This is a genomic window from Kitasatospora sp. NPDC086801, from assembly GCF_044745805.1.
Lineage (GTDB): Bacteria > Actinomycetota > Actinomycetes > Streptomycetales > Streptomycetaceae > Kitasatospora.
On sequence record NZ_JBIVAX010000048.1, the window covers coordinates 1 to 14339 of the forward strand.

13 protein-coding genes and 1 pseudogene are annotated in these 14339 nt (G+C 75.0%); 10 read left to right on the plus strand and 4 right to left on the minus strand.

Translation table 11 applies throughout. The features are described from left to right. Window positions 1–241 precede the first annotated feature (241 nt). The 9 genes from ACIPLC_RS32970 to ACIPLC_RS33010 all read left to right on the plus strand — a co-directional run bounded on the left by ACIPLC_RS32970 (window position 242) and on the right by ACIPLC_RS33010 (window position 11702). Complete coding sequence (locus ACIPLC_RS32970; RefSeq protein ID WP_400476707.1) at window positions 242–1654, plus strand: sensor histidine kinase; 1413 nt, start codon at window positions 242–244, stop codon at window positions 1652–1654. Then, window positions 1606–2271, plus strand: coding sequence for a LuxR C-terminal-related transcriptional regulator (locus tag ACIPLC_RS32975; protein WP_371516994.1), 666 nt, complete (start codon window positions 1606–1608; stop codon window positions 2269–2271). The genes ACIPLC_RS32970 and ACIPLC_RS32975 overlap by 49 nt, the downstream gene beginning before the upstream one ends. Before the next feature lie 201 nt (window positions 2272–2472). Beyond that, the gene (locus ACIPLC_RS32980; protein ID WP_400476708.1) at window positions 2473–4041 is read left to right on the plus strand and encodes a DUF2637 domain-containing protein; all 1569 of its coding nucleotides are present in this window, start codon (window positions 2473–2475) and stop codon (window positions 4039–4041) included. Between the two features lie 124 nt (window positions 4042–4165). Further along, entirely contained in the window at window positions 4166–5461 is a 1296-nt protein-coding gene (locus tag ACIPLC_RS32985) for a DUF6986 family protein (RefSeq protein ID WP_400476709.1), read from the plus strand. Between the two features lie 100 nt (window positions 5462–5561). Further along, window positions 5562–6218 (plus strand): YigZ family protein, encoded by a 657-nt coding sequence (locus ACIPLC_RS32990; RefSeq protein WP_400476710.1) that lies wholly within the window; start codon window positions 5562–5564, stop codon window positions 6216–6218. Between the two features lie 124 nt (window positions 6219–6342). After that, window positions 6343–6657 carry a cupin domain-containing protein gene (locus ACIPLC_RS32995; protein WP_400476711.1) on the plus strand — a complete coding sequence of 105 codons (315 nt, stop codon included), beginning with the start codon at window positions 6343–6345 and terminating at the stop codon, window positions 6655–6657. A gap of 236 nt (window positions 6658–6893) precedes the next feature. Further along, window positions 6894–8852 carry a hypothetical protein gene (locus tag ACIPLC_RS33000; protein ID WP_400476712.1) on the plus strand — a complete coding sequence of 653 codons (1959 nt, stop codon included), beginning with the start codon at window positions 6894–6896 and terminating at the stop codon, window positions 8850–8852. Window positions 8853–8966: 114 nt separating this feature from the next. Further along, window positions 8967–10646, plus strand: coding sequence for a restriction endonuclease (locus tag ACIPLC_RS33005; RefSeq protein WP_400476713.1), 1680 nt, complete (start codon window positions 8967–8969; stop codon window positions 10644–10646). Window positions 10647–10973: 327 nt separating this feature from the next. After that, window positions 10974–11702 (plus strand): ZIP family metal transporter, encoded by a 729-nt coding sequence (locus tag ACIPLC_RS33010; protein ID WP_400476742.1) that lies wholly within the window; start codon window positions 10974–10976, stop codon window positions 11700–11702. Between the two features lie 22 nt (window positions 11703–11724). On the opposite strand, the pseudogene ACIPLC_RS33015 reads toward ACIPLC_RS33010, so the two are convergent. The 3 genes and pseudogenes from ACIPLC_RS33015 to ACIPLC_RS33025 form a co-directional block, all read right to left on the minus strand. After that, window positions 11725–12158 (minus strand): annotated as a pseudogene (locus ACIPLC_RS33015) (LysR family transcriptional regulator); the annotation flags it as partial. Then, window positions 12143–12265 (minus strand): hypothetical protein, encoded by a 123-nt coding sequence (locus tag ACIPLC_RS33020; RefSeq protein ID WP_400476714.1) that lies wholly within the window; start codon window positions 12263–12265, stop codon window positions 12143–12145. The pseudogene ACIPLC_RS33015 and the gene ACIPLC_RS33020, both read right to left, overlap by 16 nt. Further along, on the minus strand, window positions 12262–12867 hold the full coding sequence (locus tag ACIPLC_RS33025) for a MarR family winged helix-turn-helix transcriptional regulator (protein ID WP_400476715.1): 606 nt from the start codon (window positions 12865–12867) through the stop codon (window positions 12262–12264). The genes ACIPLC_RS33020 and ACIPLC_RS33025 overlap by 4 nt, the downstream gene beginning before the upstream one ends. 167 nt (window positions 12868–13034) lie before the next feature. Between ACIPLC_RS33025 and ACIPLC_RS33030 the strand changes: the two genes are divergently transcribed. Beyond that, complete coding sequence (locus ACIPLC_RS33030) at window positions 13035–13367, plus strand: DUF2218 domain-containing protein (protein ID WP_400476716.1); 333 nt, start codon at window positions 13035–13037, stop codon at window positions 13365–13367. Here the strand turns inward: ACIPLC_RS33030 and ACIPLC_RS33035 are convergent. Further along, a complete protein-coding gene (locus ACIPLC_RS33035; RefSeq protein ID WP_400476717.1) occupies window positions 13340–14008 on the minus strand; it encodes a phosphatase PAP2 family protein in 669 nt (222 codons plus the stop codon). The genes ACIPLC_RS33030 and ACIPLC_RS33035 overlap by 28 nt on opposite strands. Window positions 14009–14339 lie beyond the last annotated feature (331 nt).

Consider the following 14339-nt stretch of genomic DNA (forward strand, 5'->3'; position numbering starts at 1 on the left):
GCAGGGGGGACCCTGTGGGAGAGTAGGACGCCGCCGAACAATCATTCACAAAGAACCCCCATCCGGGAAACCGGATGGGGGTTCTTTGCATTTCCAGACAATCTCAACAATCCGCCCGGGTTATGTCCACCCGCAGGTGGTGCTAGGACCACCTCGCAATTGGGGTGGCATGGCCAGTGCCTGGAGCGGGTCGTTCGTGAACACTTGTGGAGGACGATCGAGACCGGCATCAGGAGTTTCCGTGGCAACAGCGAGTCGAACGAGCGGCGCGACGGTGCGCGCGCAGACCGAGGCGGCCCTCGCGGCGGGCGGCCAGGGGCTGGCGCGGCTGGCTCTCCTGGCGGTGGGTGCGGTGCCGGGTCTGGCGGTGCCGGTGGGGGCGGCGCTGGCTGCGGGCGGGGCCACGGCCGCGGTCTTCCAGGACACCTATTACCCGGGGGTCCTGTTCGGCCTCGCGGTGGCGGCCGTCGCCGGTGTCCTCGTGGCGGCCCCGTTCGTGCGCCGTACGGCGCATCGGACGCGCCAGCAGCTGGAGCGCTGGTACGGCATCCGCCTGCCGGCCGTGTACCAGCCGCGGCCCGCGCTGGAGTTGGACGAGCGCGGACACTGGTGGACGGGTTACTCGTACCACCGCTCCCGGACGGTCGCGAAGTACGCGCAGCTGCTGCACTGGGGCGCCCGGGACCGGACCACCCGGTCGGAGGTGGCCTGGCTGGTCGTCAGTCCCGTCCTGGTGATGGCGCTGGCGGGCCCGCTGGCCGTGCTGATGCTGTTGGGCGCGGCCTACACCGTGACGGGGCCGCTGCCCGTGGACGGGATCGGGCCGCTGCCCTCGCGCGTGGTGTCGGTCCTGCTGAGCGCCGTGCTCGGGCTCGGCATGGTCGCGGTCGTGGTGTTCGTGGCGCCGTACGCGGTGCGCGGGTACGCCGAGATGGCCCGTCGGGTGCTGGACCAGGACGGCCGGGCGACGCACGCCCAGCTGACCAGGCGGGTGGCCGAGCTGACCGAGACCAGGGCGGACGCGGTCGGCGACCAAGCGGCGGAGCTGCGGCGGATCGAGCGGGACCTGCACGACGGTGCGCAGGCGCGGCTGGTCGCGATAGGGATGACGCTGGGCACGATCGAGCACCTGATGGACACCGACCAGGCGGCCGCCCGGGAACTGCTCTCCGAGGCGCGGCAGTCCTCGGCCCGGGCGCTCCAGGAGCTGCGGGACCTGGTCCGCGGCATTCACCCGCCGGTGCTCGCCGAGCGTGGACTGGGCGACGCCGTGCGTGCCCTGGCGCTGGACAGCGCCCTGCCGACCGACGTGTGCGTGAGCCTGCCGGACCGTCCGCCGGCGCCGGTGGAGGCGGCGGCCTACTTCAGCATCTGCGAACTGCTGGCCAACGCGGCCAAGCACTCGGGGGCGGAGCAGGTGTGGGTGGACATCCTGTACCGGGCCGGGCTACTGCGGATCACGGTGACGGACGACGGGGTGGGCGTGGCGGATCCGTCCCGGGGCACCGGCCTGCGCGGGATCGAGCGGCGATTGGGTACCTTCGACGGTGTCCTCGCCATCGACAGCACGTCGGGCGGTCCGACCACCATCACCTTGGAGCTGCCGTGCGAGTTGTCCTCGCCGAGGACCTCTACCTCCTTCGCGAAGGCCTGATCCGGCTGCTGGAAGCGCACGGTTTCACCATCGCCGCGGCCGTGGAGACGGGCCCCGAACTGCTGGAGGCGTTGCTGACCCACCGGCCGGACGTGGCCGTGGTCGACGTCCGGTTGCCCCCGACGCTCACCGACGAGGGGCTGCAGGCGGCGCTGAAGGCCCGCAAGGAGATCCAGGGCTTGCCGGTGCTGGTGCTGTCGCAGCACGTCCAGCAGCTGTACGCGCGGGAGTTGCTGGCCGACGGCACCGGCGGGATCGGCTACCTGCTGAAGGACCGGGTGTTCAACGCCGACCAGTTCATCGACGCGGTCCGCCGGGTGGCGGCCGGCGGGACGGCGATGGACCCGGACGTGATCGCGAAGCTGATGCAGACCACCTCTCGCCGGCCCGGCCCGTTGCTGCGGCTGTCCCCGCGCGAGCGCGAGGTGCTGGAGCTGATGGCCGAGGGCTGCTCCAACTCGGCGATCGCCGCCCGCCTGGCGGTCAGCGACGGCGCGGTGGCCAAGCACATCGCCAACATCTTCACCAAGCTCGAACTGGCCCCCGCCGAGGACGCCAACCGCCGGGTGCTCGCGGTGCTGACCTACCTCAACGGCACGGCAGGGCCGAAGGGCTGACGATCCGCCCAGTCCACGGCGGGCGGGTCGTCAGCCCCGGACGGTGACACACCAGGCTGCGGAAACGCTGAAACAGGTGTACGAGTAAACTCCGGTGGGCCGAGCCCGGAGGTCGCTCAGCCGTCCGGCGCCCCGACAAGCGGGAACCGGCAGCCGAGGCAGCGTACGGCAGCAGCCGACATCCAGGGGTTGATAGACGTAATGGCACGCCCAACGCTCACCAAGGCCCATCGGGGCCTGCTCGGCCTGGTCGCGGCCGGCGCCTGCATCATCTCGGGCATCGGCTTCGCGGGCTCGTACAACGCGGTGCGCGAACTGGCGCAGGAGAAGGGCTTCGGGGCCTTCTCCTACGCCTTCCCGATCGGCGTCGACGCCGGCATCGTCGTGCTCCTCTCGCTCGACCTGGTACTGACCTGGCTGCGGATCCCCTTCCCGATGCTGCGGCAGACCGCTTGGGTGCTGACCGTCGCCACCATCGCCTTCAACGCGGCCGCCTCCTGGGGCGATCCGCTCGGCATGGGGATGCACGCCGTCATCCCGGTGCTCTTCGTGGTCGTGGTCGAGGCCTCCCGGCACGCGGTCGGCCGGATCGCGGCGATCACGGCCGACCGGCACATGGACTCGGTCCGGGTGATGCGCTGGCTGCTCTCCCCGGTGCCGACGTTCAAGCTCTGGCGCCGGATGAAGCTCTGGGAGCTGCGCTCCTACGACGAGGTCGTCCGGCTGGAGCAGAACCGCCTGGTCTACCGGGCGCAGCTGCGCTTCCGGTACGGCCGCGGCTGGCGCCGCTCGGCGCCGATCCAGGCCCTGCTGCCGCTCAAGCTGGCCAAGTACGGGGTGCCGCTGGACCCGACGCTGTTCGACCGCCTGGACGAGGAGGCGCGCGAGCGCGAGGCCCGGGAGGCGCTGGCGGAGAAGGAGGCCCTGGAGCTCCAGCGGCAGGACGGCCGCGCCGCCACGGCCATCGCCCCGGTCGAGGCCGCCGCTTCCGTGGCCCCCGTGGCCCCCGTGGCCCCCGTGGCCCCCGTCGCCGCCGTCCCCGCTGCGGCCCGCCCGGAGCCGGCCCGGCAGCCGCAGCACCTCCAGCAGCCCCAGCCCGAACCGGCCGCGGTCCCGGCCGCGGCCCCGGCCGCCGTCGCGCCGATGTCCGCCGAGGTGGCCGCGCCGATGCTGGCGAAGCTGGCGGCCGTCCGGCTGCGGGCCGCACAGGAGCCGGACGGCGTGGCGGAGGTGGCCCCGCAGCCGCACCGCGAGGAGCTGAACGTGTGGACCGAGCGCCCGGTGCGCACCACGGGCCACCCGTCCGACGCCGCCCCCGGCGGGCGGGTGCCCGGCCAGGCCTCGCCGTGGTTCAAGCCCCCTCGTCCGGTCGCCGAGGAGCCGGCCCTCCCGCAGCAGCCCCAGGCCCAGGCCGCTCAGGAGACGGGGCCCGCCGCCGAGCCGCAGCCCCGCCAGCCCGGGCAGCCCGTTCCGGCTGGGCAGCCCGTCGTGCAGGTCGAGCAGTCCGTTCCGGCCGAGCGATCCGCCCACGGCGAGGAGTCCGCGCACCGCCCGGCTCCGTCCCGGCTGGACCCGGACCTGGCCTACGACGCCCTGGTCAGCTACATGGACAACCACGAGCACCAGCCCGACCCGCAGCGCCTCGCCGAGTGGCTGACCAAGCAGTACGGCGTCACCGGCAACCGCCCGGACGGCTCGGTCCACCCCAAGGACGTCGCCGAGCTCTACCCGCAGCTGCGCGACCGCTACGCCGCCGCCGGGAGGGACTGACCGGGCCGCCTCCGCCGAACGCTCCTCCGTCCACCGCTCGGTCGGCCATTGACGCCCGATCCGGCCGGAGCTACCTTCGCCTCAACAAACTGTTGAAGCGCTGGTTCGGCATGGAGGAGTGCGGATGTCGCAGGTCGAGGTCGACGGTAACGGACCGACGGGCGGGGCCTCCTTCTCCGCCGCCGCCCGCGCCGCCGTGGAGGCGCTGCTCGCCCCGGTCGACGCCGACCTGGCGCGCCGCTACCCCGGCGACACCGGGACCAGGCAGCCGGTGCACACCGTCTACGTCCCGGCCGACGCCTTCGCCGCCGACACCGTACGGGAGTGGGGCCGCCAGGCCCTGGAGGCCTTCGACACCCACGCCGGCACCCCCGCCGAGCTGGCCCGCGCCCTCGGCGTGGCCGACGACGAACTGCTCGCCGACGTGCACGCCCGGGTCCGCGCCAAGCTGGAGCGCGAGCCGGTCGAGGACCTGCGGATCGACTTCGAGGACGGCTACGGCCCCCGCCCGGACGCCGAGGAGGACGCCGCGGCCGTCCGTGCCGCCGAACTGGTCGCCGCCGCCGTGGCCGAGGGCGCCGCGCCGCCGTACCTCGGCATCCGGATCAAGTGCATGGAGGCGGCCGTCCGCGACCGCGGCATCCGCACCCTGGAGCTGTTCCTGGCCACCCTGCTGGCCAGCGGCGGCGGCGGCCTGCCGGACGGCCTGGTCCTCACCCTGCCCAAGGTGACCTACGCCGAACAGGTCACCGCGCTGGTCCGGCTGCTGGAGGACTTCGAGCGCCGCGCCGGACTGCCCGCGGGCCGGATCGGCTTCGAGATCCAGATCGAGACCACCCAGGCCATCCTCGGCCCGGACGGCCGGGCCACCGTGGCCCGGATGATCGAGGCCGCCGAGGGCCGCGCCACCGGGCTGCACTACGGCACCTTCGACTACAGCGCCTCCTGCGGCGTCAGTGCGGCCCACCAGAGCATGGACCACCCGGTCGCCGACCACGCGAAGGCGGTCATGCAGGTGGCCGCGGCCGGCACCGGCGTCCGGCTCTCCGACGGCTCGACCAACGTCATCCCGACCGGCTCCACCGACCAGGTGCACGCCGCCTGGAAGCTCCACCACGACCTGGTCCGCCGCTCGCTGGCCCGCGCCTACTACCAGGGCTGGGACATGCACCCGGCGCACCTGCCGACCCGTTACGTCGCGGTGTACTCCTTCTACCGCGAGGGCCTGGCGGCCGCCGCCGCCCGGCTGGCCGCGTACGTCGCCAAGGCGGGCGGCGACGTGATGGACGAGCCGGCCACCGCCCGGGCGCTCAGCGGCTACCTGCTGCGCGGCCTGGACTGCGGCGCCGTCGACCCGGCCGAGGTCACCGCGCTGACCGGCCTGGACCGCGCCCGGCTGGACGCCCTGGCCGGGCGCTGACCCCGCGTCCGTCCGACCAGGGCCTAGGCTGGCGGTGCCGCCCCGGACACCCGGGGTGCGCGCCGCCAGCCGTCGCCGTTCCCGGGAGAACCACCGCGCCATGTCCGCCACGCCGGAACCGACCGCCAGGCCGTACCTCACCATCCGGCGGGCCGGCAGCCACGAGACCGAGATCAAGAAGTCCCGGTTCATCTGCCACCTCGCCCGGGTCGCCGACGAGGAGGAGGCACAGGCGTTCATCGCCGGCATCCGCAAGCAGTACTGGGACGCGCGGCACAACTGCACCGCCTTCGTGGTCGGTGACGAGCAGCGCCGCGAGCGTTCCAGCGACGACGGCGAGCCCGGCGGCACCGCCGGGGTGCCGATGCTGGAGGTGCTGCGCCGGCGCGGTCTGACCGACACGGCCGCCGTGGTGACCAGGTACTTCGGCGGCATCAAGCTCGGCGCGGGCGGCCTGGTGCGGGCGTACGGGAACGCGGTGTCCGAGGCGGTGGACGAGATCGGACTGCTGGAGCGGCGGCCGGTGGCACTGCTCGCGGTGACGGCCGACCACGTGCGCGCCGGGCGGGTGGAGAACGACCTGCGGGCGGCCGGGTACACGGTGAGCGACCTGGCGTACGAGCCGGCCGGGGTGCGGATCGAGGTGGGCGTACCGCAGCCGGAGGTGCCGGCCTTCCACACCTGGCTGGCCGAGGCGACCGGCGGTACCGCCGTTGCGGTTCCGGCCGGCCGGACGTACGTCGAGGTGCCGGTCTGACGCCGGAGCAGGCGGGCGGCGGCGCTTTCGGCCACGTATTCGGTCAGATCGAGGCCGATCCGTTTCGGAGCCTCACGGGGCCTGCCTAGCCTGGTCCGGTCGTCGAGCAGGAAGCCGCCCCGAGATGCCCGTCGTCCAGACCGTCACCCTGCCGCCGGGCGCCAGCACCGGCTGGCACTACCACCCGGGCCGGGTGGACGTGGTGGTGCTGTCCGGGACGCTGACCCGGACCCTGCACGACGGCCGGGTCGAGGTCAGCCGGGCCGGGGACTCACTCGTCGAGGAGGCCGGACCGGTCCACGTCCACGTGGGGCGCAACCTCGGGGACGAGCCGGTGGTGCTGATCGCGAGCTACGCGGCCCCGGCCGACTGCCCGTTGGCGGTGCCGGTCGCGGAGCCCGCGTGGAGCCGCAGCGGCGCCGGGCCCGCCGAGGCCTGACCCGGGCCGCTCCGGCGCCGCCGCCCGCCGTCCCGGCGGCGAGGGCGTGTCGTGCCCAGCAGCCACGCCACGCGGTGCGTGGCTTGAGTAGATTCACCCGAACGTATTGACGTGGCCCGGAGTTGGAACTTCCGCTCCGGGCCGTGGCGTTTCCTGGGCAAGGATCCGGCCGAACCGGACGAATAACCCATCGATGGAGGACACCGGACCCCACCCCGCACCACGGAGGTATGCGCATGACCTCAGACCGCTTTTCGTCGCCCGCCGGCTCCGACCTGACCGGCCCCGCGACGCCCTACCGGATGACCGTCACCACCACCCTCCCGCACCGCGAGGCCGTCGCCCTGGCCGACGAGCAGCTCGCCGCCTGGCTGAAACAGGAAGGCTGTGAGGAGCCCCCGCCGGCCCCCCGCACCTTCGCCGGACCGCCCCCGACCGGACAGACCCCGACGGGGACGGCCCCAACCGGACCGAAGCCGCCCGGACCGAAGCCGCCCGGACCGAAGCCGCCCGAACCCGCGCGGTCCGGACCGAAGCCGCCCGGACCGAAGCCGCCCGAACCCGCGCGGTCCGGACCGAAGCCGCCCGGATCGACCCCCGCCGCCGAGCGCCTGCGCCTGGGCGACCGCGTCCTGCTCGACCGCGACCAGGGCCCGCTGCGCGGTGGCCCGGCCGCCGGCCGCTACGACCGCCGACGCCTGCGCACCCCGACCCCGCACGGCACCCAGCAGCTCACCCTGACCGTGGCCACCGGGGCCGACGGCCCCACCTGGGTCCGGCTGGAGGCCGAGACGCACAGCACCGGCAACGGCGTGCGGACCCCTTGCCGGGTGCCGGTGCCCGAACTCGCCCGCACCCTCCTGCCGCTGCTCGACGCCACCGACGGCCCGGCCGCCGTCCACCCGGCCCCCCGGGTGATCACTGCCGGCGAGGTCGACGGCCTGATCGACGAACTCTGCGACCCGGAGCGCCGGCTGCCCGTCGTGGTCGCCAGCGTCCCGGTGAACCTCCCGCTCGACCGCTGGGTCGAGGACGTCATCCGCCCGCTCTGCCACCAGCTGCCCGGCCTCGCCACCGCCTACGTCCTGGACCCGGGTGCCCGGACCGGGTTCAACGTCGCGCTGGAGTACCACAGCGTCTACGGCGGGGCGGTGCGCACCTACCTGCCCGAGGTCGACCCCGCCTCCCGGTACGACGCCGCCCGGCACCCGGTGCTCGCCCGGGGGCGAATAGAGCAGGACCTCCGCCGCGCCGCCGGGCTGCTCGCCCGCGAGCCGCGACGGCTCGCCGCCGACCTGCCACTGCCGCCCCCGCTGGCTGCCGTCCCGGTGCTGCGGGTCGCCCCGGCGCCGCCCCGCGCGGCCGTCAGCCCGGTCGAGGACCCGGCCGCCGTCCGCGCCGAGCTGGCCGCGCTCGTCCGGGAGGAGCAGCAGGACCGTGCCGAGCAGCAGGCCAGGGCCGACGAGCTGGAACGGGTCCGGCGCACCCTGCGCCATGAGCGCCGGGACAACCGCGTGAGCCGGGACAACCGGGACAACCAGGATGGCCGCGAGGGTCATGAGGGCCGCGACCGTCCGGAGCTCCACGAGCGTCACGACGGCCGGGACGGCCGCGTGCGGGCCGGCTCCCGCGCCCTCACCGGGCGCCACTGCACCCTCCAGAGCGCCGCCGGGCGCTTCGCCACCAAGCCGTCCGCCCGGCCTGGCAAACCGGAGACCTTCACCGAACTCATGGCCAGAATCGACGAGTTCGCGCTGCTGACCTTCACCGGCGACCAGAAGAACGCGCTCGCCCTGGACGGGCTCCGGTGCTCCGGCGCCGGCTGGGCCCGGCTCGCCTGGGACGGGCTGACCGCTCTTCAGGAGTACGCCGAGGCGGCGGTCCGCGGCGCGGCCGGTGGCGACTTCAAGCAGTGGTGCGAGCGCACCCCGGAGGGCTGCCACCACTTCCCGCCCCGCAAGGCGGTGCGCGGGGAGTCCCGGACGGTGTTCAGCCACACCAAGTGGAAGCGCGAACGGATGCTGCCCGTCCCGGAAAGCGTGGACGCCTCCCGGCGCGCCTTCATGGGCGCACACCTGCGGATCGGCGGCGGCCGTACCGCGCCCCGGCTGCACTACCTCGACGACTGCTCCGGCAGTGGCCGGATCTATGTCGGCTACATCGGCCTGCACCTGACCAACACCCGGACCAACTGAGAGGCTGGGCTGACCACTGCCGCCCGTTCGGTGGACAATGTCCGGCAGGGGCGGGCCGCAGGGTCGCCGGCCGCCCCGGGCAGGCGCCGGACGAGCATGGGGGAACGACGACCGATGCAGCACTCAGCAGACGGCCAGCCCGACGGCACCGCCACCGTCCAGTTCCCCCGGCCGGGCTTCCTCGCCTCGGTCTTCAGAGAGTTCAACGCCGACCAGGGCCCGGACCCGGACGGCTCCGCCCCCGGCCCGGCCGCCCCCGGGACGCCCGGTGACGGCGCCTCCGGTGACGGCGCGTCCGGTGGAGGTGCGTCCGGCGAAGGCCCGGCCGGCCCCGAGGAGTCCGTCGCCGCCCACGCCCGGGCCGCCGCCCTGACCCACCACCGCACGCTGACCGTCCAGGCCGAGCGCGACCGGCTGGCCGATCTGCTCCGGCGGGCCGCACTGCCCGTCTCGGCCATGGACTTCGAGAGTCAGCTGCGCCACTACGAGCCCCGCCCCTACTCGGCCGACGGGCCGGAGACCGGCAGCGAGGCCGAGCCCCGCTGGGCGGACTTCGCGCCCGCAGGGCCGGCCGCCGCCGACCCCGACGGCACCCCGGCCCGCCGCCTGCTCGACTCCGGCTACCAGCGCGAACTCGCCCAGGCCCGGTTGACGCACCAGCGCGCCCTGCGCGAGTGGCGCACCCGCCGGGCCGAGGCCGACAGCCCGGCCGTCGACGAGTCCCGGCGCGTCCACGAGGCGGCCGAGGAGGCCCGGGCCCGCGCCGTGCGCGAGTACAACGAGAGCCTGGAGGAGTGCCGGCGGGCCTACCGGCTGTCCGAGCCGGCCGCCGTGGAATCACTGCTGGAGCGGGCACTCGCCGCCGCCGAGACCGCGACCCAGGACCTGCCCGCCCCCTGCCGGGCGGTCTTCCGCCCGCTCACCCGCACCGCCGTGCTGGACCTCGACCTGCCGCCGCTCGGCCTGGTGCCCTCGCTCACCGGCTACCGGCTCGCCCCGGACGGCGACATCGTCCCGGTCCCGCGCCCGCCCGCCGACCGGGCCACCGACTACCTGCGCCTGGTCGCCCGGCTCGCCCTGCGCGCCCTCCAGGCGGCCGACGCCGTCGACACCGACGAGATACTCGCGGGCGTCGTGCTCAACGGCTGGCTGCGCGAGCCCGGCACCGCCGAACCGCTCTGCCTGGTCAGCGTGGACGCCGACCGCGACGCGCTGGCCCGCACCCGGCTGCTCCCGCCCGCCACCCCGTACGAGGAACGCGACGACGAAGGCGTCTACGCCGACGCCGAACAGGACGAGGCGCTCGTCCGGCTGCGCCAGCTCGGCGCCGCCGTCACCCCGGACCCGTACGGCCGCGTGGGCGTGCAGCCCGCCGCCCAGGCGGGGGCCGCCGTACCGGCCGCCCCCGACCTGTCCGCGAACGAGTTCGCCCAGCTGGTGCGCGACCTGCTCACCCGTGGTGGACTCGCCGAGTGGAGCGTGCGGCTGCGCGGCCCGGCCGGACTGGTCGCCACCGGCGAGGGGGCCCCGGGCAGCGCGCTGCCCGGTCGCTGGGTGGTCTGGGCCTCCCGGGGCGCCGCGCCGGTCAGCGCGGCGGAGATCGCCACCCTGGCCGAGGCCGTCCAGGAGGAGTCCGCCGAGCGTGGCCTGCGGCTGACCACCGGCCGCTTCGCCGACGAGGCCCTCGACCTCACCGGGGAGGAGGGCCACCGGCACATCCACCTGGTCGACGGCGACGGTGTCCGCGAACTCGCCCGCACCCACCTCGGACTGCCCCTCGCCGCCAGCCGCTGACCCCACCCCCGGTCCCATTCCCACCTCCGGGCCCATCCCTATCTCCGCAGCTCACCCCGACGGACCGCCCGGCGGGCGCGCCCCCGACCCCGACCCGAGGCTGGGAACCGGGCGCCGGCCGAGCAGCGGCACCCCGGGCGATCACCATCGAACGGTCGTCCGATACGGTCGGCGGTCGGCCCGGCCACGGGCGGATCCCAGGGGGAGAGGAATGGGCAGAGCGCCCGGCAGACCACACGGCGGGACCCGTCGGCGCCCGCAGGACGGATCGACCCACCCGGGGGCGGCCCGGTGACCGCCGTCCTGGTCGCCGCAGGGGCGTTCCTGATGACCCTGATCGGCGGATTCGTCGCCCAGCGCACCGGCGACCGCCGCCACCTCGTACTCGGCTTCGCCGCCGGCCTCATGCTCGGCGTGGTCGCCTTCGACCTGCTGCCCGAGGCCCTGCGCCAGGCACCGGACGAGGTGCACGGCGTGCCGCAGGCGCTGCTGATGTTCGCGGTCGGCTTCCTCACCATCCACGTGGTCGAACGCGCGGTCGCCATCCACCGCGGCCACGAGGGCGAGTACGCCGAGCACACCCACGGCCACCAGCACGCGCACACCCACCACGCCGGGCGCCAGGGCGTCGGCCTGACCGCCGCGCTGGCCCTGGTCGGGCACAGCGTGATGGACGGCTTCGCGATCGGCGCCGCCTTCCAGGCAGGCACCACGGTCGGAACGGTCGTCGCCATCGCCGTCGTCGCCCACGACTTCGCCGACGGCTTCAACACGTACACGATCACCCGGCTCTACGGGAACAACCGGCGCCGGGCGGTGGCCCTGCTCGCGGCGGACGCGCTGGCCCCGGTGTCCGGCGCCGCGATCACCCTGGCCTTCACCATCCCCGGACACCTGCTCGGCCTCTACCTCGGCTTCTTCTCCGGCTTCCTGCTCTACCTGGCCACCTCCGACATCCTCCCGGAGGCGCACAGCCCGCACCCCTCCCGCAGCACCCTGCTCTGCACCGTCGCCGGGGTGGGGTTCATGTGGTTGGTGATCGGCCTCGCCAGCTAGGGCCGGTCCGCTGGAGCAGGACCTAGCGCGCCGGGCCGTCCAGCGTCGCCCACCGTTCCCGCGTCACCGCCAGCGCCTCGGTGATCACCGACCGCCGCGAGGACTGGGCGCGCCAGAGCGCGTACACCCGGCCGGTCGGCTCCGGCACTACCGGCCGGGCGACCACCCCGGGCGGCAACGGGCCCCGGCCGAGCCGGGGCACCAGGCCGATCCCCAGCCCGGCCGCGACCAGCGCGATCCGGGTCTCGAACTCGCCGACCTGGTACCGCACGCCTGCGTGGTCGCCGCCAGCAGCTCCTGCGCCGCGTCGGTCGGCGCCACGCCCCGGCCCTGCCGCTCCAACGGCACCGTCCGGGTCTCCCGCTCCAGCTTGGCGATCTGCTGCGAGACCACCGAGGGCGTGAACCCGAGCGTGCTCGCTGCCCTGCCCCCGTCGCGCCTTACTCGCTGCTGGTGCCGGTGTCCGGGATGTCCTCGGCCTGGCTGCTGCTCGGGGAGCGGGTCAGCCCGGCGGCGGCTGGCGCCGGCGCTGCGCTGCCGGTGATCGCCGGGATCGGGATCACCGGGTTGCGCCCGGGGGCGCCGTCCGCGGTGGTGGACCGGCCGCGAGGAAGCGGGCCTCGGCGGCGCGCAGCACCCGCAGCAGCACCTCCTGCTCGTCGGGACTGACCTCGCCGAAGTACTCCTGGGCGACCTCGTGCCGGACCTGCCCGATCCGTTCCACCGCTGCGCGGCCCGCCTCGGTCAGCAGGATCCGGACCGCCCGCCGGTCGGCCGGGTCGGGCCTGCGCTCGACCAGGCCGGCTTCCTCCAGCGCGTCGACCACCGTGGTGGCCGAGCGCGGGGCGATGTGCAGCCGCTCGGCGAGGTCGCTCAGCCGCATCGCGTGGTCCGGCAACTCGCAGCCGGGCGCGTGGGCCAGGGTGTTCAGCGCCCGGGCCTGGCCGGGGGTGATGCCGTACGGCTCCAACCGCCACCCGGTCTGCCGGCGGATCCGCTTGATCGCCCTGGTCATCGTGTCGGCCAACTCGGCGGCGGTGTCCGGGGCTGCGGTGTCCGAGGTGGCGGTGTCCGGGGCTGCGGTGTCCGGGGCGGCGGTGTTGGAGGCGGCCGCCTCGGCAGGGCCGGGGGAGGGGTCCGCCGGGTCGGTCGGCGTGGTGGTCATCGGCGGTCTCCTCGGCAGGCGTCCGCCCAAGGGTATCGGCCGGTCCGGGGCCGGCGGCCGACAGCGGACGACGCCCGGAGAAAGATGTTGAGCTTGGCTCAGTATCTGGGTTAGCGTAGCCTCAACTGAGGGGACCCTAAGTTCTCTCCCCGGATCCTGGAGGGCCCGTGCCCCGCTCCGAAGCCCGCGTCACCACCGACCGCCCCGCCCGCTACGCCAAGCAGCTCGCCGCCCACATGGGACGCAAGGTCGAGGCCACCTTCTCCGAGGAGACCGGCCGCGGCACCCTGGTCTTCGGCGCCGGCACCGCCACCCTGGAAGCCCGGACCGACGCGCTGCTGCTCACCGTCGAGGGCGAGCGGGAGAACCTGCCCGGCCTGGAGGACGTCGTCGGCCGCCACCTCGTCCGCTTCGGCGCCCGCGACGAACTCGTCATCGAATGGCGCCGCGACAACGGCGAGGCCGGCCTCGTTCACCGCAACGACGACCCCGAGGCCTGACCGCCACCCCCGCCGCCCGGCCGGGGCAGCCACCGGGCCAGCCCCCACAGCACCAGGGCGGCCAGGCACCAGCTGGCCACCACGTCCAGGAGCCAGTGGAAGTCGCTCCACACCAGCCCCGCCCCGACGCCCACCGCCAGCAACACCGCACCCGCCGCCAGCAGGCGCGCCGCCCACGGCCCCGCCACCCGGGCCAGCAGCAGCGCCGCCACCCCGTACGAGAGCGACGCGGTGGCGGTGTGCCCGGACGGGTACCAGCCCCACTGCTCCGGCGTCAGTGGATCACCGAGCGGTCCCGGCCGGGCGAACGCCGCCTTGGCCGGCACCACCAGCAGCGGGATCAGTCCCGCCGTCAGCACCGCCACCGGCAGCGGCAGCCACCAGCACCCCGCCGCCTCCGCCCGGCGCCACCGCCACGCGGCCAGCACGCCGGCCGCCAGCAGCACCGGGATCGCGGGCACGCTGTCGCCCAGGTCGGACAGGACCTGGCCCAGCTGGTCCAGCAGTGCGCTGGGGTGGTCCCGGTGGGCGGTCCGGACGGCTCCACGGACCGCGCGGTCCCATCCGAGCAGCGGGCCGTCCACCGCCACCTGCCACGACACCAGCAGCAGGACGACCGCCAGCACCGGCGGCACGGCCACCGAGCGGGCCACCCGGCCCGGAACGCCGGACAGCCGCCCCGGAGCAGGGGGGAGAGCTCCGGGGCGGCTCTGATGATCGCCGTTCCGTGCGCCCCGGGGGGTGTGGGTCGGACGGTCGGTCGATCGGTCTTCGGTAGGCGCCACCCCTTCCGGGGTGGCCTGGTTGTCCTCGCGGCGCGCGTGCGGACCCGCCGCCGAGGGCGGTCCCGCAGGCGGCTCCGCCAATGGCTGAGGCTCGCTGTCCATCTGCGATGACACTACGTCAACAGCCTTTCCGCGCCGAGCGCCTTCAGCGATTCCCCACACCATCTTCACCCCGCCCCGGGCGGCC